This window comes from Mesorhizobium tianshanense (assembly GCF_007830515.1).
GTDB classification, from domain to species: Bacteria; Pseudomonadota; Alphaproteobacteria; order Rhizobiales; family Rhizobiaceae; genus Mesorhizobium; species Mesorhizobium tianshanense.
This window is the reverse complement of sequence record NZ_VLKT01000040.1, coordinates 1-24368: the sequence shown is the minus strand read 5'-3', so window position 1 is coordinate 24368 and position 24368 is coordinate 1. Positions and strand designations below refer to the sequence as shown.

Here is a 24368-nt window from a genome sequence, read left to right as displayed (position 1 = left end):
ATGTCCGGAGAACCGCTATGACCCTCGATCCCAAAGCCGCGAAGGCCCTCGGCCCGCTGCCGCCAGGACAGCCGCCGGCCGGGGCGGGCAGGATCGGCGTCTTGCTGATCAATCTCGGCACGCCCGACGGCACCGAATTCAAGCCGATGTGGCGCTATCTCAGGGAATTCCTGTCCGATCCGCGCGTCATCGAGCTCAACAAGGCGATCTGGTATCCAATCCTCTATGGGCTGGTTCTCACCACGCGGCCGAAGAAGTCCGGCGCCAACTATGCCAGGATATGGAACCGGCAGCGCAACGAGTCGCCGCTGCGCACCTACACCCGCACCCAGGGCGAAAAACTCGCCGAGGCGCTGCGCGACCTGCCCAACGTCGTCGTCGACTGGGCGATGCGTTACGGCAATCCGTCGACCGAGAGCGTGGCCAAAGGGCTGGTCGCGCAAGGCTGCGACCGCATTCTTTCCTTTCCGCTCTATCCGCAATATTCCGCGACCACGACCGCGACCGCCAACGACCAGTTGTTTCGCGCGCTGATGAAGATGCGGCGTGCACCGGCGATCCGCAGCGTGCCACCCTACTATGCCGAACCGGTTTATATCGAGGCGCTTGCACGTTCGATCGAGCGCCACCTGGCGACCCTCGATTTCGAACCGGAGGTGGTCATCGCCTCCTATCACGGCATTCCGAAACCCTATTCCGACAAGGGCGACCCCTATCAGGCCCATTGCCTGGAGACGACCCGGCTGCTGCGCGAAAAGCTCGGCTGGGACGAGAAGAAGCTGATCACCACGTTCCAGTCGCGCTTCGGGGCGCAGGAGTGGCTGCAGCCCTACACCGACAAGACGGTCGAGAAATTGGCCGGGGAAGGCGTGAGATCGATCGCCATCGTCAATCCGGGCTTTTCTGTCGACTGCATCGAGACGCTGGACGAGATCGGCAGGGAGGCGGCCGAGACCTTCCATCATGCCGGCGGCGAGAAGTTCGCGCACATCCCTTGCCTCAACGACAGTGCCGAGGGCATGGCGGTGATCCAGGCGATGGTGCGGCGCGAACTTTCGGGCTGGATCTGAAGCGGTCATAATCAAGCGCCGCTAGCCGGCTGTCTACGCACGACAATCCACAATCACCTGATTGTAACATTTCTGAAACACACTTAAGTGTTTGGTGAAGTCGGTTGCGTTGAAACGTCTACCGCATCGGCCCGAAAGTCGGAATCGATTTTCGGGGAACACGATGTGCAGGTATAAAGAGTAGGAGCGTACTTTGTACGTCCAGTATACGCCCGTCGCTCCAATGTGGCCGGCATCTGAGGGAGAGCCAAATGGATTTCAGTGGTTTCGATATCGCGCTTGTTGTTCTTGCCGCTCTTGTCGTGCTCGTGCTTTTCAAGGGCATCCGGACGATCCCGCAAGGCTACAATCATACCGTCGAACGCTTTGGTCGTTACACCAGGACATTGAGCCCCGGCCTCAACCTCATCGTGCCGTTCGTCGACCGCATCGGCGCCCGGTTGAACATGATGGAGCAGGTGCTCGACGTCCCGACCCAGGAGATCATCACCCGCGACAACGCCACCGTCGGCGTCGACGGCGTCGCCTTCTACCAGGTGCTCAACGCCGCGCAGGCCGCCTACCAGGTCGCCGGTCTCGAGAACGCCATCCTCAATTTGACGATGACCAACATCCGCACCGTGATGGGCTCGATGGACCTCGACGAGCTTTTGTCAAACCGCGACGCCATCAACGAGCGTCTGCTGCGCGTCGTCGACGAGGCGGCGCATCCCTGGGGCATCAAGATCACCCGCGTCGAGATCAAGGACATCAACCCGCCGGCCAATCTTGTCGAATCGATGGGTCGCCAGATGATGGCCGAACGCAACAAGCGCGCGCAGATCCTCGACGCCGAAGGCCTCAAGCAGTCGCAGATCCTGGAAGCCGAGGGCCGCAAGGAAGCCGCCTTTCGCGACGCCGAGGCGCGCGAACGCTCCGCCGAGGCCGAGGCCCGCGCCACGCAGGTGGTGTCGGAGGCGATCTCCAAGGGCGACGTGCAGGCGCTCAACTACTTCGTCGCGCTGAAATACACCGAAGCGCTGACCAGGATCGGCTCCGCCACGAACAGCAAGGTCGTGCTGATGCCGATGGAAGCTTCATCACTGATCGGCACGCTCGGCGGCATCGGCGAGATCGCCAAGGAAGTCTTCGGGAGCGAAGGCGCTGCCGCACGGCAAGCCTCACGCCCGCCCGTGGTTCGCCCCAGCCAGACCTGAGGTCGACCCCATGTTCGACCGCATCATTTCCGAACTCGGCCCTTGGACTTGGATGGTTCTCGGCTTCGTTCTCCTCGTCATGGAAGTCATCGCGCCGGGCATCTTCATGCTGTGGATCGGCATCGCCGCGCTGCTGATCGGTGCAGTCTCCCTGCTCATCTGGGATGCAGGTTTCTGGACCTGGCAGGTTCAGGTTCTCGCCTTCCTCGCGATGTCGCTGGTTTCAACCTATGTCGGCAAGAGATTGGCGGGTGGACGCCATGACCCGACCGACCAGCCGCTGCTCAACCGCCGCGGCGCACAAATGATCGGCAGAATGGCGACGCTTGCCGAGCCGATCAAGGACGGGCGCGGCCGTATAAAGCTCGGCGACACGATATGGCGCGTCTCCGGCCCCGATCTGCCGGCCGGCACGCAGGTGCGCGTCACGAGCGCGGCCGATACCGATCTGGAACTGACGGTCGAGGCGGTTTAGGACTGGTCCACCCCATCCTGGCGGGGTGACTTTCAAACAGAACCTGAGGTTCGTCAGGCGGCGCCGATCCTCAGCAGGTCGTGCAGATGGACAAGTCCGATCGGCCGTCTGCCCTCGACCACCATCAGACTGGTGATGGCTGAGGTGTTGATCGTCTGCAGCGCCGTCGCCACCAGCGTGTCCGGCCCGGCCGTCTTCGGCTCCTTGGTCATGACCTGATCGACGCTCATCGCCAGAAGATTGCTGCCGATGTGGCGCCTGATGTCGCCGTCGGTGATGATGCCGATCAGCGCACCGTCCGCGGCGGTGATCGCCACGCAGCCAAACCCCTTGCGCGACAATTCGAGGATCGCCTCGCGCATTCCGGTGCCGGAAGGCACCAGCGGCAGCCTGTCGCCGACATGCATGATGTCGCGGATCTGGGTCAGATTGGCGCCAAGCTGCCCGCCCGGATGGAAGGTGCGGAAATGATCCGGCGTGAAGCCGCGCGCTTCGAGCAGCGCGATGGCCAGCGCATCGCCGATCACCAGCTGCAGCAGCGTCGATGTCGTCGGCGCCAGGCCATGCGGGCAGGCTTCCGGCGCGCGCGGCAGCAAAAGCACCACATCGGCCTCGCGCGCCAGCGCCGATTTCTCCCCGGCGGTGATCGCGATCAGCGGGATCGAGAAGCGCCTGGAATAGGCGATGATGCCCTTGAGCTCCAGGCTCTCGCCTGACCACGACATGGCGATGATGGCGTCGTCCCTGGCGATCATGCCGAGGTCGCCATGATTGGCTTCGGCAGGATGGACGAAGAAAGCCGGCGTACCCGTCGAAGCGAGCGTCGCGGCGATCTTCGAGCCGATATGGCCGCTCTTGCCGACGCCGGTGACGATGACGCGGCCCTTGATCTGCGACACCATCTCGACGGCGTGCGCGAAAGGCTCGGTCAATCCGTTTTCGAGCGCGGCCGCCAGCGCCGCGATACCGGCCTGCTCGGTCGCTACCGTTCTGAGCGCCGAGGCGATCGAAGCCTGCCCGTCGGGCCGCTTCCTGTCTGGGGATTCCGCATGCATGGCTGATGCGATTAGCGCTTTGCCGCGCGCCTGTCCAACGGAATTGCCAACCGGCAAGGGCTGACAAGCGGCCGCCTCAACCCTCCGTTAACCATCCCCATTTACGGTTCGGTAAGTATGGCGCGCGTGCGCCGCGCAAGCAGTGGTGGCGATGTCCGGGGCCCAGCCTGAAAAGAACGGAAGGCGAAACGGCAAGGCGGTCTGCGCCTTGCTGCTGGCGACGAGCGTCTTCGCCGTGCTGCGGCCAGCGCAGCCCTACGCCCAGGTAACCGAGCTGCGCGGCGAGGTTTCGGAATCGGCAATTCTGGACGACCAGCAGCGTAAGACCAGGCAATTGAGCATGGCTCAGGATCAGACGGCACAGGCAGGCGCAACCACCCAGGGCAATGCGCCGGCACCCGCCTATCAGCCGGCCAGCCCGGGCGCCGGACTGGATGACGACACCTCGCCCGCGACCGGCAGCATCTTCGATCCGCCGGAAGCCGCCGACGATCCGTTCGCCGACACCCCCGCTCCCGTCCCGCGGCGCCGTCCAGCGAGCGCGAGGCAACGCACGGCCGATCAAGACGAGGTCGACGCCGTCGAGAAAAAAAATGCCGCCACGACTTTACCCACGGCGGATGACACGGACACCGCCGAGACGGACCAGGACGCCATCAATCGTCGTGCCGTGACCATCGATTCCGCTGACAGGCAAGAGCTCGATCCGGGCGCCGAGCGCACCGAAGCCATCGAAGGTCGGGACAAGAGGACCGAGGACGACCCGTTCGCCGCAACCGGCGTCAAGCTGGGCTCCTTCGTGATCAGGCCGACGTTCGAGCAAGGTCTGACGGCGTCGTCGAATGCCGATATAAGCAGCGAGGGCAAGCCGGCCCTGCTGTCGGAAACGACGCTGCGCTTCAATGCCATCTCAGACTGGCGAGAAAATTCAGCTGTCATCGACGGTTACGGCACCTTTCTCAAGACCATATCGGGCGACGAGATTCAGGAGGCGCGGGGCCGTGTCGAGGGCACGCTCAATGTCGACCTCGACAACGATCTGCGCGCCATCGCCAGGCTCGGTTACGAGGCGGCGCCGGAATCGGCTTCGTCGCCGGTCGTCATCGAAGGCACCGTCGAGCAGCCGGTGCGCCAGACCATCAACGGCAGCCTCGCCGTCGAGAAGGATGCCGGCAAGATGCGCTTTGCCCTGATCGGCGCGGTCGCACGCGACATCTATGGCGACGCCGAGCTTTCGATGGGCGGATCGCTGTCGCAGAAGGAGCGCGACTCGACGCTTTATACCGCCACCTTGCGCACCGGCTATGAGATTTCTCCCGCCATCACCCCCTTCACCGAGGTCGAAATCGGCCGCCGGGTCTATGATTTGCGTGTCGACTCCAATGGTTTCGAACGATCCTCGACGCGGCTTGGCGTTCGGGCCGGCGCCGAACTCGACCTCGGCGAGAAGCTTGCCGGCGAGTTCTCGGCCGGCTGGCTGCGGGAGGCGATCGACGACGACCGACTGCCGGCGATTTCAGGCGCCACGGTGAACGCCGACCTCAAATGGTCGCCGGAACGCGGCACCACGATCGGCCTCACCGGACAGACGACCGTCGAGGGCACGACGACCGCTGGACAAAGCGGCGACATCCTTTATTCCGGTCGCCTCACCGGCGAGCGGGAAATCCGCGCCAACCTGACCGGGAACGCGGCTTTGGGCGTGGACTGGCGCGATTACATCGGGTCCGACGGCCATGATCTGACGCTGAGCGCCGAGGCCGGGCTGACATGGTGGCTGAACCGGTATACCGGACTGACCACGCGCGCCAGAACCGAAAAACAGACCAGCAACCTGGAAGGCCGCGACTACACGGCCCACAGCATCTTCGTCGGGGTGACGCTGCAGCGGTAAAGCAAGCCGTCGAAGGCTTGGGTGCAGGACAATCGCTTGAGATTGTGCTCAAGGCCTGCATTCCCTGAATACATAGATCCTAAACCGCCGCGCCCTGCTGCTCCGAGGGCTGGAGCTCGTCGAGAAGCTTGCGGATGACGCCTGCCATGTTCCCGTTCACGTCCTTGCGCCACAGCGCGAAAGCGACATTGGCCTCGACAAAACCTTCCGGAGAGCCGCAATCGAACGTGCGTCCGCGGTAATTGTACCCATAGAACGGCTGCTGCTGCTTCAGCTTCAGCATCGCATCGGTGAGCTGGATTTCGTTGCCGGCACCCTTTTCCTGATCCTCGAGGATTTTGAATATCTCCGGCTGCAGGATGTAGCGTCCGTTGATGTAGAGATTTGAGGGTGCCGTGCCGGTCTTCGGCTTCTCCACCATGCCGGTGATGCGGAAGCCGTGATGCGTATCTTCGCCGCGGCCGACGATGCCGTATTTATGGGCCTCGGCGGGGTCGCATTCCTGGACCGAGATGATGTTGTTGCCGGTCTCCGCATAAAGCTCGACCATGCCCTTCATGCAGCTTTTCTCCGACTGCATGATCATGTCGGGCAAAAGCAGCGCGAAGGGCTCGTCGCCGACGAGCTCGCGGGCGCACCAGACGGCATGGCCAAGGCCAAGCGGCACCTGCTGACGCGTGAAGCTGGTCTGCCCCGGCGAGGGTTGCAGCCGTTGCAGGCGGGCGAGTTCGTCGTCCTTGCCGCGCTGGGCGAGCGTGTCATAGAGTTCGAACTGGACGTCGAAATGGTCCTCGATGACCGCCTTGTTGCGGCCGGTCACGAAGATGAAGTGCTCGATGCCGGCTTCGCGTGCCTCGTCGACCACGTATTGGATGACTGGCCTGTCGACGACGGTCAACATTTCCTTGGGTATGGCCTTGGTGGCCGGGAGAAACCGCGTACCAAGGCCGGCAACCGGGAAAACTGCCTTGCGAACTCTCTTCATGCTGTCAATTATCCGCTTGTAAGACTGTTCGGCAATCCCGTTACGAGACATTTTCGCCGGAATCGAAGATTATGGAACGACAGGTCAGAAACTTCCGTAGTGCGTAAAGCACGAACGCGTCTTTTCGTTCCCAACGGCACCTATGGTAAACTAAATGCTAACCGGGTTCGGCGATGAATGATCTTCCTGTGATCAATAAGGAGGAAAAGATGTCCGTTCGCAATGCCGCAAAGCGCTTCACAAGCGTCGTTGCGGCCGCCAGCCTTTCGCTGGCCTTGCTGATGCCCACCGGATCTGCCTTTGCTGACGCCGGTTTCCGGCAATGGGTGGTGAGTTTCCGCGCCACCGCGGTGCAGAACGGCGTTTCCGGCGCCGTTTACGACCAAGCATTCAAGGGCATCAGCGATGCCGACCCGGTGGTGCTGGAAAAGGCGCGTTATCAACCCGAATTCACCGCGCCCGCCTGGGACTATTTCGACAACCGCGTCCATGACGAGTCGGTCGCCGTCGGCCGGCAGATGGCCAGGAAGTGGAAGCCGTGGCTGGACAGGATCGAAGCCAAGTACGGCGTCGACCGCTACATCCTGCTGGCCATCTGGTCAATGGAATCGAACTACGGCGAAATCCTCAAGCGCGACGACGTCATGCGCAACGTCGTGCGTTCGCTGGCAACGCTTGGCTATGCCGACCCGAGACGATCGAAATTCGCCCGCACCCAGTTGATCGCGGCGCTGAAGATCCTGCAAAGGGGCGACATCGACAAAAGCCACCTCAGCGGCTCATGGGCCGGCGCCATGGGCCATACCCAATTCATTCCCACCAGCTATCAGGCCTATGCAGTCGACATGGACGGCGACGGCAGGCGCGACATCTGGAATTCGATCCCCGATGCGTTGGCAACGGCCGCCAACCTGCTCAGAAAGAACGGCTGGCAGGCCGGCAAGACCTGGGGCTATGAAGTCAGCCTTCCCGAGGGAAGGAAGTTCCCGGCGGGTTCGAAATCACTGTCGCAATGGCAAGCGCTGGGTGTCACGCGCGTCAACGGCAAGCCGTTCAAGAATGGTGCGGAGAAAGCCACGCTGAAGGTGCCGGGCGGCCGCGGCGGCCCAGCCTTCCTGATGATCAAGAATTTCTCGGTCATCAAGCGCTACAACAATGCCGACAAATACGCGCTTGCCGTTGGCCTTCTTGCCGACGAAATCGCCGGCTACGGTGGCCTTGTGCAGGACTGGAAGCGGCCTTTCACGAAGCTCACCTTCGAGGAGAGGCAGGAGCTTCAGCAGCGGCTTTCCCAGTACGGCTACTATGACGGCAAGTTCGACGGCAAGATCGGCGAGGGATCGAAAGCCGCCATCAAGGCCTTCCAGGCGAAGGCCGGCTTGACCCAGGACGGACATCCGAGCATGGAAGTGCTCAAGTCGCTCAGGCAGAATTAGCCCTCATAGGGGCAGGCCGAGAGCCGCTCAAGGAATGGAGAGGGAGATTGGTTTCGGCTGCGCGTATCCGGGTGATCCTTCGCCGCGTGCCGATCCTGATTCTGGCCGTTGCCGTTTTGGCCGTCAGCACTGCCGCCGCCTTTCACACGCCGGCCGTGGCGCAGGAAGAACAAAGGCGGGGCTGGTCGCTGCGCGACCTGTTGTTTCCGCGCCGATACGAGCGGGTGGAGCCGCCGCGAGAGATCCAGAGGGCTAGGCCGCCGAAGGCAAAGGCAAGAAAGTCGCGCGCCGCGCCGCGCCGGCCGGCTGAGCCGACAACCCCGATAGTCGAGAAGGCGCCGGACGCCCGCACCGTCCTGGTTGTCGGCGATTTCATGGCGAGCGGCCTCGCCGAAGGTCTGGATATCGCTTTTGCCGAAAGCACCAGCGTCAGGATCGTCGCTCGCAGCAACGGTTCGTCCGGATTCGTGCGTGACGATTTCTACAACTGGCCCGAAGAGATCAAGTCGCTGATCGAGACCGAAAAACCCGCGGCCGTGATCGTCATGATGGGCTCCAACGATCGGCAGCAAATGCGCGTGAACGACGAGCGCGAACAGCCGCGATCCGAAGCCTGGACCAAGGAATACGAACGTCGGACCGAAGCGTTCGGCAAAGCCATTGCATCGGCCAAAGTGCCCTATCTGTGGGTCGGCATGCCGGCATTCAAGGCGCCGAAGATGACCTCCGACATGCTGGCTTTCAACGACATCTACCGCTCGGCGGCCGAAACTCATGGGGGCGAATTCGTCGACATCTGGGACGGGTTCGTCGACGAGGATGGCGCCTTCGTCACCAGCGGCCCTGATATCAACGGCCAGCCGGTGCGCCTGCGCACCGACGACGGCATCTATGTGTCGAAAGCCGGCAAACGCAAGCTCGCCTTCTATGCCGAAAAACCCTTGCTGAAAATCCTGGGAATAACTGCGCCCACGGGCACAGCGGCAGCCTATGCGCCAGCGGGCGCTCCCGTCGAGGCGCCGGCCGCGCCTATCGCCGTCGATCGCACCGTACCGATGCTGCTCGGCGATCCGGCGCTCGATGGCGGGTCGGAACTTCTCGGCGCCGCCCCGCCGGCAAAGGCGGACAGGAATTTGCCCGGCGAAAAGCTCATCGTCGAAGGCAAGGCGTCCGATGCATCGCCCGGCCGCGCTGACGATTTTTCCTGGCCGCCCAGGCCGCAATCAGCGGCGGCAGCTGCAACCGAAGCGACCACGGCGATCAGTCCATAACCTGTCCCAGGCCAGGCACCGAAAGGCAGAAAGCGCCTTACGATCGCTGCGAGAGTTTCGCAACGGACTCATCGCGGCAAGACGGTCGATCCCATCAGCGCCTCGTCGATCGAACACGCCGCCTGCCGGCCCTCGCGGATCGCCCAGACGACCAGCGACTGGCCGCGGCGCACATCGCCCGCCGCATAGAGCTTTTCGACGCTGGTCTTGTAGTCGCGGTCGTTGGCTTCGACGTTCTTCGAGCGGCGGCTGTCGATGGCGGTCTTCATCTGGCCGTCCAGTTCCGACACCGGCCCAACGATTGCCGGTCCGGCAAAGCCGATGGCAATGAAGGCGAGATCCGCGCGGATGACGAATTCCGTGCCGGCGATCGGCTTGCGCTTTTCATCGACCTCGCAGCATTTGACGCCGGTCAACTGGCCATCCTCGCCGATGAATTCGAGCGTCGCCACCTGGAATTCGCGCTCGGCGCCTTCGGCTTGCGAGGACGAGGTGCGCATCTTCGTTGCCCAGTAGGGCCAGACCGTGAGCTTGTCTTCCTTTTCCGGCGGCTGCGGCCGGATGTCGAGCTGGGTGACACGCACGGCGCCCTGGCGGAACGCGGTGCCAACGCAATCGGATGCGGTGTCGCCGCCGCCGACGACGACGACATGCTGGCCGCCGGCGACGATCGGCGGCGAGGGCCACGCCACCGACTGGATCGGCTCGCCACCGATGCGCTTGTTCTGCTGTACCAGATAGGGCATCGCGTCATGCACGCCGTCGAGATCGTCGCCGGGAATGTTGGCCGGGCGCGGCGTTTCCGAACCGCCGCAATAGAGCACCGCATCGTATTCAGCGAGCAGCTCCGCCACCGGCTTGTCGACGCCGACATTGACGCCGCAATGGAAGCTCACGCCCTCGCCCTGCATCTGCTCGATACGCCGATCGATATAGTGCTTCTCGATCTTGAAGTCGGGGATGCCGTAACGCATCAGCCCGCCCGGCCGGCTCTCGCGCTCATAGACGTGGACGTCGTGGCCGGCCCGGCCAAGCTGCTGGGCGGCCGCCATGCCGGCCGGCCCCGAGCCGATGACCGCGACGCGCTTGCCGGTCTTCTTTTCCGGCGGATAGGGCCGGATGTGACCGGTTTCATAGGCCTTGTCGGCGATCGCCTGTTCGATCGTCTTGATGGCAACCGGAATGTCCTCGAGGTTCAGCGTGCAGGCTTCCTCGCAAGGTGCTGGACAGATGCGGCCAGTGAATTCCGGGAAATTGTTGGTCGAATGCAGGTTGCGGATCGCATTGTCCCAGTCGCCATTGTAGACGAGGTCGTTCCAGTCCGGGATCTGGTTGTGGACCGGGCAGCCGGTCGGCCCGTGACAGTACGGAATACCGCAATCCATGCAGCGCGCGGCCTGTTTCTCGACCTCCTTGTCCGACATCGGCAGCGTGAATTCGCGGAAATGCCGGATGCGGTCGGAAGCCGGCTGGTACTTGTGCACCTGCCGGTCGATTTCGAGAAACCCTGTTACCTTGCCCATAGTCCAGTCCCTGCTGTCCAGATGGCGCGCTCGACGACGCACCCGTTAGCCTCATAAGGCAGCCATGGCAACCTTCAGTCCGAGGCCAGGATTGTTGATGAAGGCGTCGACCGGGAAGCCTGGCTTCCCGGCAACTCCCAAAGCCTATTCCGCCGCCACGCCCATGCGCATGCGTTCCATCTCGATCAGCGCGCGACGGTATTCGACCGGCATGATCTTCCGGAATTTCGGCCGGAAAGTCGCCCAGTTGTCGAGGATCTCGCGGCCCCGTACCGAACCAGTGTAGTGGACGTGGTTCGAGATCAACTGATAGAGCCGCTCCTCGTCGTGGCTGGTCATGTCGCCGGACACGTCGACGCGGCCTTTGTGATCGAGGTCGCCACCATGATGAAGCAGTTTTTCCATCAGGTCGTCCTCTTCCGGAACGGGTTCCAGCTCGACCATCGCCATGTTGCAGCGCTCGGCGAAATCACCCTTCTCGTCGAGCACATAGGCGACGCCGCCCGACATGCCGGCGGCGAAGTTGCGGCCGGTCTGGCCGATGACCACGACGATGCCGCCGGTCATGTATTCGCAGCCGTGGTCGCCGACACCCTCGACGACGGCGGCGACGCCGGAGTTGCGCACGGCAAAACGCTCGCCGGCGACGCCGCAGAAATAGGCCTCGCCCTCGGTTGCGCCGTAAAGCACGGTGTTGCCGACGATAATGGACTCGGCCGCGACGATCTTGGCCTCTTCCGGCGGACGGATGACGATGCGGCCGCCCGACAGGCCCTTGCCGACATAGTCGTTGCCGGCGCCGATGAGTTCGAACGAGATCCCGCGCGCCAGGAAGGCGCCGAAGGACTGGCCGGCGGTGCCGGTGAGCTTCACCGAGATCGTGTCCTCGCGCAGGCCCTTGTGCTTGAAGCGCTTTGCCACTTCGCCAGACAGCATGGCGCCCGTCGAACGGTCGACATTGCGGATCGGCAGCTCGATGCTGACCGGCTGTCTGGCTTCGAGGGCCGGTTTGGCGAGCTCGATCAGCTTGCGGTCGAGCACGTCGTCGATCGGATGCTTCTGCCGCTCGGTCCAGCGCACCGCCTTGTGCGGGGCGTCCGGCTTGAAGAACATCTTGCTGAAATCGAGCCCGTTCGCCTTCCAGTGCTGGATCAGCGCCCGCTTTTCCAGGAGATCGGTGTCGCCGATGATCTGGTCGAGATGGGTGCAGCCCATCTCGGCGAGCAATGCCCGGACCTCTTCCGCCACATAGAAGAAGAAGTTGATGACGTGTTCGGGCGTGCCCTTGAAGCGCTTGCGCAATACCGGGTCCTGCGTCGCGACGCCGACCGGGCAGGTGTTGAGATGGCATTTGCGCATCATGATGCAGCCGGCCGCGATCAGCGGCGCGGTCGAGAAGCCGAATTCGTCGGCGCCGAGCAGCGCACCGATGACGACGTCGCGGCCGGTGCGAAGGCCGCCATCGACCTGCAGCGCCACGCGCGACCTGAGGCCGTTGAGCACCAGCGTCTGATGCGTCTCGGCAAGGCCCATTTCCCATGGGCTGCCGGCATGCTTGAGCGAGGTCAGCGGCGAGGCCCCCGTGCCCCCGTCATAGCCGGAGATGGTGATGTGGTCGGCGCGCGCCTTGGCAACGCCGGCCGCAACCGTGCCGACACCGACCTCGGAGACCAGCTTGACCGAGACATCCGCCGCCGGATTGACGTTCTTCAAATCGTAGATGAGCTGCGCCAGATCCTCGATCGAATAGATGTCATGGTGCGGCGGAGGCGAGATCAGGCCGACGCCCGGCGTCGAGTGCCTGACCTTAGCGATGGTGGCGTCGACCTTGTGGCCGGGCAGCTGACCGCCCTCGCCGGGCTTTGCGCCTTGCGCGACCTTGATCTGCATCATGTCGGAGTTGACCAGATATTCCGCCGTCACGCCGAATCGCCCGGAGGCGACCTGCTTGATCGCCGAACGCTCGGGGTTCTTGCCGCCACCCGGCAGCGGCAGGTAGCGGTCGGCCTCTTCGCCGCCCTCGCCGGTGTTCGACTTGCCGCCGATGGCGTTCATGGCACGCGCAAGCGTCGTGTGCGCTTCCCTGGAGATCGAGCCGAAGGACATCGCTCCGGTCGAGAACCGCTTGACGATATCGGCCGCCGGCATGACCTCGTCGAGCGCGACTTTCTTGCGCCCGGTTTCTTCCGCGAGCCTGATCTTGAACAGGCCGCGAATGGTCTGCGCCCGCGCCGTCTCGCTGTCGATCTGGGCGGAATAGTCCTTGAAGGTGTCCCATGAGCCCTGGCGCACGGCGTGCTGCAGGGTGGCGACAGCATCGGGCGACCATATATGCGCCTCGCCGCGCATGCGGAACATATATTCACCGCCCACCTCGAGGCTGTTGCGCAGCACCGGGTCGTCGCCGAAGCCGTCGGTGTGGCGGCTGACTGTCTCGGTCGCGATCTCGTCCAGCCCGACACCTTCGATCAGCGTTGCGGTGCCGGTGAAATACTGCTGCACGAAATCCGACTTCAGCCCGATCGCGTCGAAGATCTGCGCGCCGCAATAGGACTGGTAGGTTGAGATGCCCATCTTGGACATCACCTTGAGGATACCCTTGCCGATCGACTTGATGTAGCGGGTGACGACTTCATAGGCGTCGACCTCCGCCGGCAGCTCACCACGCTTGTGCATGTCGAGCAATGTGTCGAAGGCCAGGTAAGGATTGATCGCCTCGGCGCCGTAGCCGGCAAGACAGCAGAAATGATGCACCTCGCGCGGTTCGCCGGACTCCACGACCAGACCGACGGAGGTGCGCAGTCCCTTGCGGATCAGATGGTGGTGGACGGCCGCCGTCGCCAGCAGCGCCGGTATGGCGATACGATCCGGCCCGAGCTGACGGTCGGACAGGATGATGATGTTGTAGCCGCCGGCGACCGCCGCTTCCGAGCGCTCACACAGCCGGTCGATGGCGCCTTGCATGCCGGCGGCGCCCTCGTTCGAGCCATAGGTGATGTCGATCGTCTTGGTGTCGAAACGGTCCTCGGTGTGGCCGATCGAGCGGATCTTTTCGAGATCGCCATTGGTCAGGATCGGTTGGCGCACTTCAAGCCGCTTGCGGCGCGAATTGCCGACGAGGTCGAAGATGTTGGGCCGCGGCCCGATGAAGGACACCAGGCTCATCACCAGCTCCTCGCGGATCGGGTCGATCGGCGGGTTGGTGACCTGGGCGAAGTTCTGCTTGAAATAGGTGTAGAGCAGCTTCGATCTGTCCGACATCGCCGAAATCGGCGTGTCGGTGCCCATCGATCCCACGGCTTCCTGGCCGGTGGTCGCCATCGGCGACATCAAGAGCTTGGTATCTTCCTGGGTGTAGCCGAAAGCCTGCTGGCGATCGAGCAGGCTGACATCCTTGCGCAGCGCACGCGGTTCGACCGGCTTCAGGTCTTCGAGGATCAACTGCGTGTTGGCGAGCCAGTTCTTGTAGGGGTGCCTGGTCGCGATCTCCGACTTGATCTCCTCGTCGGAGATGATGCGGCCCTTCTCCAGGTCGATCAAAAGCATGCGACCGGGCTGCAGCCGCCACTTCTTGACGATCCGCTCCTCCGGAACCGGCAGCACGCCGGCCTCGGAGGCCATGATAACGCGGTCGTCGTCGGTGACGATGTAGCGCGCCGGGCGCAGCCCGTTGCGGTCGAGCGTCGCACCGATCTGGCGGCCATCGGTGAAGACGACCGCCGCCGGCCCGTCCCAAGGTTCCATCAGCGCGGCATGATACTCATAGAAAGCTTTGCGATCGGCATCCATGAGCTTGTTGCCGGCCCAGGCTTCCGGGATCAGCATCATCATGGCGTGGCTGAGGCTGTACCCGCCCTGAAACAGGAATTCGAGCGCATTGTCGAAGCACGCGGTGTCGGATTGGCCGTCGTAGGAAATCGGCCAAAGCTTCGAGATATTGTTGCCGAACAGCTCGGAGTCGACGGACGCCTGTCGCGCCGCCATCCAGTTGTTGTTGCCGCGCACGGTGTTGATCTCGCCATTGTGGGCGACCATGCGATAGGGATGCGCCAGCTTCCACGACGGGAACGTGTTGGTCGAAAAGCGCTGGTGGACGAGGATCAGCGCCGTCTCGAAACGCGGATCGATCAGGTCCTTGTAGTAGGCCCCGACCTGATAGGCCAGGAACATGCCCTTGTAGACGATGGTGCGCGCCGACAGCGACACGCAATAGGAACCGATGTCCTTGTTGTCGTTCTCAGCGTAGATACGGCCCGATATGACCTTGCGCAGCAAATAAAGCCTGGCCTCATACTCCTCGTCGTCGGTAATGTCTGCCGTGCGGCCGATGAAGACCTGCCGATGGAACGGCTCGGATGCCACGATGTCCGGAGCCTTCGACAGGGACGAATTGTCGACGGGAACGTCACGGAAACCGATCAACGGAAGCCCCTCGGACTGAGCCGATTCGGCGATGATGTCCTCGATATGGGCGCGAAGCGTAGCGTCCTGCGGCATGAACCAGTGTCCGACGCCGTACTGACCCGCCGGCGGCAGGTCGATGCCCTGGGCTGCCATTTCCTCGCGGAAAAAACGGTCTGGAAGCCGCACCAGAACGCCGGCGCCATCGCCTACGAGCGGATCGGCGCCGACGGCGCCGCGATGCGTCAGGTTTTCGAGCACGGCGAGACCGTCCTGGACTATCTGGTGCGACTTCACGCCCTTCATGTTGACGATGAAGCCGACGCCGCAGGCGTCGTGCTCGTTGCGCGGATCGTAAAGGCCTTGCGCGGCGAAACCGGCATCGGTTCGCCCAATATTGGTCAGGGACGGATTTTTGACGGCTGGCGCTTTCGTCTGCGCGGCCGGGCCGTTCATCGCAGATGGCGTCATGTCCGTCATCGTCCTATCCTCCATTCCCAGCCCTTAGGGGCGCTGGTTTCCATCGGGAAGCGCATGGGCTTCCCTCTCATCCTTGCGGCACGTCTTGCGAAATCCTTGCCGAACCAGGTGGCTTTCCACATGGTTCGCATCCGGCAATCGTACAGGCCAGAGCCAGACTGTCTACCTGTCGCTCGCGGCAACAGCCGGAGAGGCCCGATGATACGCCAATCCAGCCTGTTTTGCGCGACAAAATAAGACAGCACTACTGTCCTAAATTTTTATGACAGAAATTGCGGATGCGCACAAGACCGATTCACAACAATCTTGGGCATTCGGCGACAGAAAATTACGCACGGCTATGCCAAAACGTAACCTTCGGTCGCTTGTCTCTGTCCTCGCCTCTCTCTGGCTTTACCGCTTTTCCGGCGCTTGGCACTTGCGAGCGGCATGCGAAAGCGGCCAAGGTTGCATCGACTTTCCCAGAACAGGCAAACGCATGATCTTCGCTTCCGACAATTGGGCAGGCGCCCATCCCGATATCGCCGCGGGCCTGTCAGCCCATGCCGGCGGCTTTTCCACCGCCTATGGCGACGGCGCCCTCGACCAGGCCGTCTACCAGCGCTTCAACGAAACCTTCGAGCGCGAGGTCGCGGTGTTTTTCGTGGCGACTGGCACTGCTGCCAATTCGCTGTCGCTGACCACCTATAACAAGCCCGGCGGCATTTCCTTCTGCCATCGAGAATCGCATGTCATCGAGGATGAATGCGGCGCGCCGGAGTACTTTACCGGCGGCTCACGGCTTTACGCCGTCGACGGTGCGCTGGGCAAGATCGATCCGAACAAGCTGGAAAGGGCAGTGGGCCGGTTCGCGCCTGAAATCGTCCATTCCGGGCGCCCGATGGCGGTGTCGATCACCCAGTCGACGGAGGTCGGCACCATCTATACGCTGAACGAAATCGCCAGGATTTCCGAGGTCACCAAGCATCACAAACTGCCGCTGCACATGGATGGCGCCCGCTTCGCCAATGCGCTGGTCGCGCTCGACACAACGCCGGCGGAGATGACCTGGAAGCGCGGCATCGACATCCTCTCCTTCGGCGGCACCAAGAACGGCTGCTGGTGCGCCGAGGCTATCGTGCTGTTCGATCTCGACCGCGCCGGGGAACTGGCCTTCCTGCGCAAGCGCGCGGCGCAATTATTCTCGAAATCGCGCTTCGTCGCTGCGCAGTTCGAAGCCTATTTCAAGGAGGGCTTATGGCTCGACACGGCTCGGCACGCCAACGCCATGGCCGCGCGCCTTGCGGCAGCGATCGAGGATTCCCCGTCGGCGCGTCTGGCCTGGCTGCCGCAAGCCAACGAGGTCTTCGCGGTGATGAAAAAGGCAGAGGCTGGAAGAGCGCAAGTGGCCGGCGCGGCCTTCTATGACTGGCACAAGCCGCATGGCTTTGAAGGCCATATAGGCGAGGACGAGGCGCTCTACCGTTTCGTCACCAGCTTTGCCACCACAGGCGAAGACATCGACAGTTTCGGCAACCTGATCGCCGGGTAGCGGCACTCGTCCACCAATAAAAAGGGCGGCCACCAATAAAAAGGGCGGCGCTTGGCGCCGCCCTTAGTCTCTGTGGAGACCGTTTTGGTTACGCAGCTTACGCGGCGTTCTTGGCCTCGATCTGCTTGGCCTTCGCCGAAGACGCGGTGATCGCGATCTTGCGGGGCTTCAGCTCCTCGGGAATGTTCCGCTTGAGGTCGACGAAGAGCAGGCCGTTCTTCAGCGTGGCGCCGACGACGTCGACATGGTCGGCAAGCTGAAAGCGGCGCTCGAAGGCGCGCGAAGCGATACCGCGATAAAGCAGTTCGGAGCCTTCGCCATTGCCCTCTTCCTTGCGCTCACCCTTGACGGTCAGCACATTGCGGTGGGCTTCGATCGAAATCTCGTCTTCCGAGAAGCCGGCGATCGCCATCGAGATGCGATAGGCATCCTCGCCGGTGCGCTCGATATTGTAGGGCGGATAGGTCTGCGCGCCGTCGGGCTGCGCAAGCGAATCGAGCATGGTGAAGAGCCGGTCGAAACCGACGGTCGAACGATAGAGCGGGGAAAAATCAACGTGACGCATGGATGTGTTCTCCTGTTGAGCAACAAGGTTTGCGTATGGCCGCTGCGAAACCCGTGACGGCGTTCCGGATGGGCCAGCGGCCCCGACATTGGCGGCCGCACTCAACATTTGGGGAGTAGCCGAAAGCATTTCAAGATTTCTCGATGAACGGCAGATGAACCGGGGCTTCGGCGGACGTTCAGCTTGGCGGCGCTAGACTGTTTCCAGGATCAAGCAACAGGCGGCGGTTACGGCGCCGCACGTCCGCCGGGCGCGCAAGGGACGCTGTAACACTTTGATTGCGCATGATCCCCAACGAAAATCGGGTCCGATTTTCGGGGTCATGCGCGAGGTGCCGCGACGAGGCCGACCGGGTGTAACGTCCCTTCCTCCCGGATCGACAGAGGCCGGAAGCAGTCGCAAGCTGCTTCCGGCCTTGCTCGTTGCCTGCGCTCCATCCACCCGGAACTCCTTTGCTTTTGGTGCATGGGCGTCTATCACCATGCCCTTGCTTGCATCCGATGCAGGCCTCAATGCCGGCCCCAACACAGGCCCCAATACCGGCAATGACACACGAAAACGAAGTACCGAATGACGGATCTCCTCCACGAAGTTCCCCTCTTCCACGAAATTCCGGGCAATCCGTCACCGGAAAATGCGGCCGGCGGTTTCTTCACCACGCGTGACGGCAAGAAGATCCGCTACGGCCTCTTTCCCGCCGTTACCCGCCCGATGAAGGGCACCGTGGTCGTCCTCACCGGCCGCAACGAGTGCATCGAGAAATATTTCGAGACCATCCGCAATCTTGCCGACCGCGGCCTCGGCGTTGCGACCCTCGACTGGCGTGGCCAGGGCGGTTCCGACCGGCTGATCGGCGACCCCCAGCGCGGCTATGTCCGAAGCTTCTTCGACTACACCAGCGACCTGGAACAGTTCTTCGAGGAGATCGTGCTGCCCGACTGCCGGGGGCCGTATTACATATTGGCCCATTCGGCAGGGGCGGTGATTACGCTGCTTGCCGCGCCCTCGATGGTGAACCGCGTGCGCCGCATGGTGCTGATCGCGCCGTTCTTGACCGTGCCCGACCTGCCGGTCTCGATAAAGACCGTTCGCCGCCTCTGTTCGCTGTTCTGTTTCCTGGGCCTTGGCCGGCTTTATGCCGCCTGGGGGCCACGGCCGAAGGAGCCCGCACTCTTTGCCACCAACAAGGTGACATCAGATCCGGAACGGTATCGGCGCAACACGCTGATCTACGAGACCTATCCGCAACTGGCGCTCGGCGGCCCGACGATCCGCTGGCTGAAAGCAGCCGCGGAAGCGTCGGTAACCATCAGCGATCCCGACTTCATGGCCAGGATCCGGATCCCCTTGCTGGTGATCGCCGCCGGCGCCGATCAGGTCGTCTCGACCAAGGCCGTGGAAGCCTATGCCAGACGTCTGCGTCTCGGCTCGCTGCTGACGATCGATGGCGCACGCCATGAAATTTTGCAGGAAGCCGACATCTATCGCGAGCAGTTCCTTGCCGCCTTCGATGCCTTCATCCCCGGAAGCGACGACACGGCCTAAGGCGCGTCACATCCGAAAGGAACCACGCGCCGCGCTTTAAGTTCTTGTTCCTATACATGTCGTTATCCCGTGTTTCGGCATGGTTGGGTCATGCGCTGGCCGTTGACTCGGCTTGCCGGGCGAAATCCATGATCCAGTTGGTTTCCCAGCTCTTGCCGCCATCCGGTGAAAAAGCCTGCTCCCAACGCGCCGAGTTTTCAGTGATCCGCGACCAGAGGAAGCGAACCTGGATCGTGCGGCCGTCGAAGACGTCTTCGCACAGGAACGTGCCGACCTCAGCCTCGAAGGTGCCACGCATCGGGACATCCATTGTCGACGGATTGCGGCCGTCGATCCACCAGATCGACCATTGTCTCGCCGCCGGATCGAACGTCCGCAGCGTGGCGGCGCGATAGGCGCCGCCGGGTAGTTCGATGACGTTATCGTCGACATTGCCGAGACCACCAAGGATCGGGCGCACGTCGCATGTCCCCCCAAACACCTCCCAGTTCGTGTCGCCTTGCAGGCGCTTCCGCAACCTTCGATGGCTGACGTTCCAGCATCCGTGGAAGAAATCGAAGTCGGCCCGGCCGTCGGCCGGAGCATCCTCGGAACGGCTGGTCGTTGACTGCGTCGGCATGAATCCCCCCGGTGACATCACCTCCCTAGCACAGGTCTACTGAAGTCATCCTGTCAGGAGGGATGGACAATCCCGGGGCTGTGGGTCAGCCGCGCAGCGCGGCCATCGCGGCGGCATGAAGCTCCGGCGTCGCCGCGGCCAGGATGTCGCCGCCCTTTTCCGCCGGTCCGCCTTCGAAAGTGGTGATGACGCCGCCAGCCTTTTCGATGATCGGGATCAGCGCGACGATGTCGTAGGGTTTCAATCCGGGGTCGGCGACGATGTCGACGCTTCCCGCCGCGACCATGGCGAAAGCGTAGCAGTCGGTGCCGTAACGGGCGAGTTGGACCTGCTGCTCGAACAGGTCGTAGCGTAGGCGAGCGTCTCCCTTGAACAGCGCCGGCGTGGTGGTGAACAGCGTCGCCTCGGCGAGGCTCGTCGTCTTGCGTGTCGTCAGCCTTCGCGGCCCGCCTGGACCTTCGTAGTGGGCGCCGGAAGCGTTGGCGTAGAAAAGCTCGCCGGTGAACGGCTGCGACATCATGCCGGCAACGGCATCGCCGTCGACCGTCAGCCCGACCAGTGTTCCCCACACCGGCAGGCCCGAAATGAAGGCGCGCGTGCCGTCGATCGGATCGATCACCCAGATATGCCTGCTGGAAATGTTCTCGCTGCCATGCTCCTCGCCGAGGATACCGTGATCGGGATACTTCGCCGATATGAGCGCCCGGATGGCCCGCTCGGCCTCGCGGTCGGCCTCGGTGACCGGGTCGAAGCTGCCTTGCTCCTTGTTGGCGACCGCGCCTTGGCTGCGAAAGCGCGGCAAGGTTTCGGCCGCGGCGGCATGTGCAATGCGCCGCATGAAATCGATGCTGATGTCCACCTGATTCTCCCGCGTTGCAGCGTGCTGAGACAGTCGTTTGCCTGTGGTTTTCCGCCAAAACAAGGGCGCGCGGAAACTTTTGCGCCGCGGCAACTGTTGCTGAAATGCAACGCTGGCGCCCTCGAAATGCAATTTCCACATCAGAGTGAATTAAAAACGTCTGCCGGCGCCTTGACATTTGTGCAGCGCACAATAGTTTTGTTCTCGGACAGGTTTTCCTGTTCATGCCCTCCTTGGGCGTTTCCTCCCTAGACTTCGACCGTGTCGTGCAAACGATGCGGTCTTTTTTTCGGCGCGATATTCAGCGGACGGTGCGCCTTTTGCGACCCGCACGGCGACGCCTTTATCCGGCGCAAGAGTTCATGTCTGGCGACTTCGCCCCAGGATCCCTTCGGCGCAGACCCCTTCCAAATCGATTCCGCTTTTTGGCGTCATTCTGCGGCAAGCGGCAGATCGATGAAATCCTGATGGGGCATCGCCATCAGGTCGGCCGCGAAATGTGCAAGGTCATCGGCGAGCGCATCGAAGCCGGCGGATTTCTGGAACGTCCGCTCGTTCATGTAAAGCCCGCGATTGACCTCGATCTGCAGTGCATGGAGATGGCGCACCGGGCGGCCATAATGCTCGGTGATGAAGCCTCCGGCATAGGGCTTGTTATGGGCGACGGTATAGCCCATGCCGATGAGCAGGCCGATCGCCGTCTCGGTCAACGCTGCCGAGGCGGACATGCCGAACCGGTCGCCGATGATGAAGTCAGGCCTGAGACCGCTGTCGCCGACTCTGATGCTCGCCGGCATTGAGTGGCAATCGATCAGCACGGCAAAGCCGAACCGCGCATGGGTCCTGGTCAAAAGCCTTTTCAGCGTCTCGTGATAAGGCTTGTAGACAGCCTCGATACGCGCGATGGCTTCCGCCAGCGGCAAGCGGCCGGAATAGATGTCGAGTCCCTCTCCCACCAGCTTGGGCACGGTGCCAAGTCCGCCGGCCACGCGCGCCGAGCGGATATTGCAGAAGGACGGCACGGGTTCGGCGAACATGCGCGGGTCGAGTTCCCAAGGCTCCCGGTTGACGTCGAGATAGGCGCGCGGAAAGTTTGCCGCCAGCATCGGCGCGCCGAGCGCAACGGCCCCGCCGAACAATTCGTCGACGTAGCAATCCTCGGACCGGCGGATGGCGTTTCGGTCCAGCCTTGCCATGGCCAGAAACCGGTCCGGATAGTGGCGGCCGCTATGTGGCGAGTTGAAGAGGAAGGGGACGCGCTGTTCGGCGCCCGACCGGATTTCGAAGGGTGGAACGACCGAAAAATCCTCGGCTGCCGTTTTCAATTTGAACGAACCCGAAAATACGAATGCATCATCGTTGGAAAGTGCCACCTCACCAGCCGCATGTCCAGCATTTCGGCGCCCGGACCGCTTCGTTAAATACGGATCGGGCTCTTCATCGTTCACTTGATGTTTACCGTCACCTCCTCATATACAGGATGGTTAACGGGTTTGCCCCACGGCAGTCTCGGGTGGGTGATTCGGACGGGATAAAATGGCACGCATTCTACTGGCGGAAGACGACGACGATATGCGCCGGTTCCTCGTCAAGGCGCTGGAGCGTGCCGGCTACCAGGTCAGCGATTTCGACAATGGCGCCAGCGCCTATGAGCGGCTGCGCGAGGAGCCTTTCTCGCTGCTGTTGACCGATATCGTCATGCCGGAAATGGACGGCATAGAACTCGCCCGCCGCGCCACCGAGATCGATCCCGACCTCAAGGTCATGTTCATCACCGGCTTCGCCGCCGTTGCGCTCAATCCGGACTCCAAGGCGCCGAAAGACGCCAAGGTGCTGTCGAAGCCATTCCATCTGCGCGATCTCGTCAACGAGGTCGAAAAGATGCTGCAGGCAGCCTGAGCCGATTCTGGCAGGCCTCCGGCGCACCTTCAGCGCTGCGACAAGGCGAGCCTTTCTTTCCCTTTTCCTGCTATTGACGCGCCGGAGCAAAAATGGTGTATGCGCGGCTTCGGATGGGCGTGTAGCTCAGCGGGAGAGCACTGCATTGACATTGCAGGGGTCACAGGTTCAATCCCTGTCACGCCCACCATTCGGTTTAAAGTCATTAGGTTAGCCTGCACGATCTTGCGGTGGAACACCCAAGGGGAACATTCGTGCGCCAGCCGACATATCTTTCTCTCTCTCGCAACGGCGTGTTCTATTTTCGGTGGCCATTGACGAGGGAGCTACATCCGAAGGGCCAAGCATCTAGCGTCAAGGTCTCTCTTCGCACCCGTGATCCGAAGTCAGCCTTGCGCCTATCTCGTTATCTCGGCTACGTCGCACCACTCGTTGAGCGGCAAGGAGCCAAGCACGGTATGCAATACCAAGAGATACGTGACCTGCTGCATCGGCACTTCTCGGGGCTGCTCGCATCACGCAAGCAGACAATGCAGGAAGATGGCCCGTTAAGTGAGTCGGACGTTGCCGCCTTTCAAACAGGTCTAAGCGTGGCTGCAGGCGCGGCCATGGGACAAAATTCGCTAAGCCTGGTCAAGGACGATACCGAGCTTCTAGGTCGCTTCATCGAACACTACAGCCTGTCGCTACAGCCCGGAACTGCAAAGTACGACCAGTTCGGCGTTGAGCTTCAAAAGGCTTATCGCGACTACTGTGAAACGGTGCTGAAAGAGAACGGCGCACTAAGTCGATATGACTTCCACAGCGAGAGACAGACGCCGGCACCGACGAGACTAAGGACCAGGGCTCCAACCTCATTGCGGCAGGTCGCCGAGAAATACACCGCAGAGGAAATACGAGTAGGACGTTGGGTTAAGCGGTCGGAAGATCAGAACCGACAACATCTTGATTTCCTGCTTGCGTTCGTTGGCGAGGGTACGGATGTGCACAACGTCACGGCTGACCACGCTCACTCAATTAAGGATACGCTGCTTCGCTTACCAAGGAATTTGAACAAGAACCCCAGGACACGTGGGAAGGCCCTAGACGACGTACTAGCGATGGACCTCCCTGACAAGCTCAACGTGCGTACGGTAAACTTCTATCTTCAAACCTACAGCCGCATGTTCGCTTGGGCACTGGATGCCAAGCTGGTGGATGACAATCACTTTGCTAAATCTCTCATCCGCGAGAACAAGCGGAAGGCCGGAAAAAGGCAGGCTTTCAGCCACGACCAGATACGGACGATTGAAGCAGCTCTACTGAGCGAACACCCAGAGGGAAAGCCCAAAGAGGCGCACAAGTGGGCATCGCTTATCGCGATCTATACAGGTGCAAGGCTGAACGAGGTTTGCCAGCTTACAGTCGATGATGTGAAGCTGCATGAAGGGGTTTGGTGCTTCGATCTGAATGATGAGGGTGAAGACAAACTGAACCGCGCCGGGTTTTCCGGAGGCCGTTTCGTTTGAGTCACGCGGCCATGGCTGGTTCTTCCAGCATGGCATAGTAGCGTTCCTCGGCTTCG

18 protein-coding genes and 1 tRNA gene are annotated in these 24368 nt (G+C 62.1%); 11 read left to right on the top strand and 8 right to left on the bottom strand.

Going from position 1 to position 24368, the window contains the following annotated elements:
- The first annotated feature begins 17 nt into the window (after nt 1-17).
- The 3 genes from hemH to IQ26_RS26910 all read left to right on the top strand — a co-directional run bounded on the left by hemH (nt 18) and on the right by IQ26_RS26910 (nt 2741).
- Nucleotides 18-1070 carry a ferrochelatase gene (gene hemH / locus IQ26_RS26920; protein WP_145721414.1) on the top strand — a complete coding sequence of 351 codons (1053 nt, stop codon included), beginning with the start codon at nt 18-20 and terminating at the stop codon, nt 1068-1070.
- 251 nt (nt 1071-1321) lie between these two features.
- Nucleotides 1322-2266 carry an SPFH domain-containing protein gene (locus IQ26_RS26915; protein ID WP_145721413.1) on the top strand — a complete coding sequence of 315 codons (945 nt, stop codon included), beginning with the start codon at nt 1322-1324 and terminating at the stop codon, nt 2264-2266.
- 10 nt (nt 2267-2276) lie between these two features.
- Complete coding sequence (locus IQ26_RS26910) at nt 2277-2741, top strand: NfeD family protein (protein ID WP_145721412.1); 465 nt, start codon at nt 2277-2279, stop codon at nt 2739-2741.
- Between the two features lie 53 nt (nt 2742-2794).
- Here IQ26_RS26910 and IQ26_RS26905 read toward each other — a convergent pair whose 3' ends face one another.
- Complete coding sequence (locus tag IQ26_RS26905; RefSeq protein WP_145721411.1) at nt 2795-3796, bottom strand: KpsF/GutQ family sugar-phosphate isomerase; 1002 nt, start codon at nt 3794-3796, stop codon at nt 2795-2797.
- Between the two features lie 151 nt (nt 3797-3947).
- Between IQ26_RS26905 and IQ26_RS26900 the strand changes: the two genes are divergently transcribed.
- Nucleotides 3948-5690 carry an outer membrane beta-barrel protein gene (locus IQ26_RS26900; RefSeq protein ID WP_145721410.1) on the top strand — a complete coding sequence of 581 codons (1743 nt, stop codon included), beginning with the start codon at nt 3948-3950 and terminating at the stop codon, nt 5688-5690.
- Nucleotides 5691-5769: 79 nt separating this feature from the next.
- Here the strand turns inward: IQ26_RS26900 and galU are convergent, their stop codons facing one another.
- On the bottom strand, nt 5770-6684 hold the full coding sequence (gene galU / locus IQ26_RS26895) for a UTP--glucose-1-phosphate uridylyltransferase GalU (RefSeq protein ID WP_208760223.1): 915 nt from the start codon (nt 6682-6684) through the stop codon (nt 5770-5772).
- Nucleotides 6685-6884: 200 nt separating this feature from the next.
- On the opposite strand from galU, the gene IQ26_RS26890 reads away from it, so the two are divergent.
- Nucleotides 6885-8111, top strand: a complete 1227-nt coding sequence (locus IQ26_RS26890; protein WP_145721408.1) for a lytic murein transglycosylase — start codon at nt 6885-6887, stop codon at nt 8109-8111.
- A gap of 47 nt (nt 8112-8158) precedes the next feature.
- A complete protein-coding gene (locus IQ26_RS26885; RefSeq protein WP_145721407.1) occupies nt 8159-9382 on the top strand; it encodes an SGNH/GDSL hydrolase family protein in 1224 nt (407 codons plus the stop codon).
- 68 nt (nt 9383-9450) lie between these two features.
- On the opposite strand, the gene IQ26_RS26880 is transcribed toward IQ26_RS26885, so the two are convergent.
- The gene (locus IQ26_RS26880) at nt 9451-10905 is read right to left on the bottom strand and encodes a glutamate synthase subunit beta (protein ID WP_145721406.1); all 1455 of its coding nucleotides are present in this window, start codon (nt 10903-10905) and stop codon (nt 9451-9453) included.
- A gap of 144 nt (nt 10906-11049) precedes the next feature.
- Entirely contained in the window at nt 11050-15786 is a 4737-nt protein-coding gene (gltB, locus tag IQ26_RS26875) for a glutamate synthase large subunit (protein ID WP_145721405.1), read from the bottom strand.
- 478 nt (nt 15787-16264) lie between these two features.
- On the opposite strand from gltB, the gene IQ26_RS26870 reads away from it, so the two are divergent.
- Complete coding sequence (locus tag IQ26_RS26870; RefSeq protein WP_145721404.1) at nt 16265-17317, top strand: threonine aldolase family protein; 1053 nt, start codon at nt 16265-16267, stop codon at nt 17315-17317.
- A 97-nt stretch (nt 17318-17414) separates the two neighbouring features.
- On the opposite strand, the gene IQ26_RS26865 is transcribed toward IQ26_RS26870, so the two are convergent.
- Nucleotides 17415-17882, bottom strand: coding sequence for an Hsp20 family protein (locus IQ26_RS26865; RefSeq protein ID WP_145721403.1), 468 nt, complete (start codon nt 17880-17882; stop codon nt 17415-17417).
- 570 nt (nt 17883-18452) lie between these two features.
- Here IQ26_RS26865 and IQ26_RS26860 point away from each other — a divergent pair.
- Nucleotides 18453-19427: an alpha/beta fold hydrolase gene (locus tag IQ26_RS26860; RefSeq protein ID WP_145721402.1), complete on the top strand. Its 975-nt coding sequence runs from the start codon at nt 18453-18455 to the stop codon at nt 19425-19427.
- 88 nt (nt 19428-19515) lie between these two features.
- On the opposite strand, the gene IQ26_RS26855 is transcribed toward IQ26_RS26860, so the two are convergent.
- From IQ26_RS26855 to IQ26_RS26845, 3 genes are all read right to left on the bottom strand, one after another.
- Nucleotides 19516-20046, bottom strand: coding sequence for a DUF1579 domain-containing protein (locus tag IQ26_RS26855; RefSeq protein ID WP_145721401.1), 531 nt, complete (start codon nt 20044-20046; stop codon nt 19516-19518).
- An 85-nt stretch (nt 20047-20131) separates the two neighbouring features.
- A complete protein-coding gene (gene hisN / locus IQ26_RS26850; RefSeq protein ID WP_145721400.1) occupies nt 20132-20905 on the bottom strand; it encodes a histidinol-phosphatase in 774 nt (257 codons plus the stop codon).
- A gap of 431 nt (nt 20906-21336) precedes the next feature.
- On the bottom strand, nt 21337-22278 hold the full coding sequence (locus IQ26_RS26845; RefSeq protein ID WP_145721399.1) for an N-formylglutamate amidohydrolase: 942 nt from the start codon (nt 22276-22278) through the stop codon (nt 21337-21339).
- Nucleotides 22279-22441: 163 nt separating this feature from the next.
- Here IQ26_RS26845 and cpdR point away from each other — a divergent pair, with 163 nt between their 5' ends.
- The 3 genes from cpdR to IQ26_RS26830 all read left to right on the top strand — a co-directional run bounded on the left by cpdR (nt 22442) and on the right by IQ26_RS26830 (nt 24312).
- Entirely contained in the window at nt 22442-22804 is a 363-nt protein-coding gene (gene cpdR, locus IQ26_RS26840) for a cell cycle two-component system response regulator CpdR (protein WP_006199474.1), read from the top strand.
- Nucleotides 22805-22919: 115 nt separating this feature from the next.
- Nucleotides 22920-22994: transfer RNA gene (locus IQ26_RS26835), tRNA-Val, on the top strand.
- A 64-nt stretch (nt 22995-23058) separates the two neighbouring features.
- Nucleotides 23059-24312, top strand: a complete 1254-nt coding sequence (locus IQ26_RS26830; protein WP_145721398.1) for a site-specific integrase — start codon at nt 23059-23061, stop codon at nt 24310-24312.
- The last annotated feature ends 56 nt before the right edge of the window (nt 24313-24368 follow it).

Coding starts and splice junctions, on each gene's coding strand:
- hemH (WP_145721414.1), top strand. CDS start 18: ATGACCCTCGATCCCAAAGCCGCGAAGGCCCTCGGCCCGCTGCCGCCA.
- gltB (WP_145721405.1), bottom strand. CDS start 15,786: ATGACGGACATGACGCCATCTGCGATGAACGGCCCGGCCGCGCAGACG.
- IQ26_RS26880 (WP_145721406.1), bottom strand. CDS start 10,905: ATGGGCAAGGTAACAGGGTTTCTCGAAATCGACCGGCAGGTGCACAAG.
- IQ26_RS26910 (WP_145721412.1), top strand. CDS start 2,277: ATGTTCGACCGCATCATTTCCGAACTCGGCCCTTGGACTTGGATGGTT.
- IQ26_RS26860 (WP_145721402.1), top strand. CDS start 18,453: ATGACGGATCTCCTCCACGAAGTTCCCCTCTTCCACGAAATTCCGGGC.
- IQ26_RS26905 (WP_145721411.1), bottom strand. CDS start 3,796: ATGCATGCGGAATCCCCAGACAGGAAGCGGCCCGACGGGCAGGCTTCG.
- IQ26_RS26865 (WP_145721403.1), bottom strand. CDS start 17,882: ATGCGTCACGTTGATTTTTCCCCGCTCTATCGTTCGACCGTCGGTTTC.
- cpdR (WP_006199474.1), top strand. CDS start 22,442: ATGGCACGCATTCTACTGGCGGAAGACGACGACGATATGCGCCGGTTC.
- IQ26_RS26870 (WP_145721404.1), top strand. CDS start 16,265: ATGATCTTCGCTTCCGACAATTGGGCAGGCGCCCATCCCGATATCGCC.
- IQ26_RS26900 (WP_145721410.1), top strand. CDS start 3,948: ATGTCCGGGGCCCAGCCTGAAAAGAACGGAAGGCGAAACGGCAAGGCG.
- IQ26_RS26855 (WP_145721401.1), bottom strand. CDS start 20,046: ATGCCGACGCAGTCAACGACCAGCCGTTCCGAGGATGCTCCGGCCGAC.
- IQ26_RS26890 (WP_145721408.1), top strand. CDS start 6,885: ATGTCCGTTCGCAATGCCGCAAAGCGCTTCACAAGCGTCGTTGCGGCC.
- IQ26_RS26915 (WP_145721413.1), top strand. CDS start 1,322: ATGGATTTCAGTGGTTTCGATATCGCGCTTGTTGTTCTTGCCGCTCTT.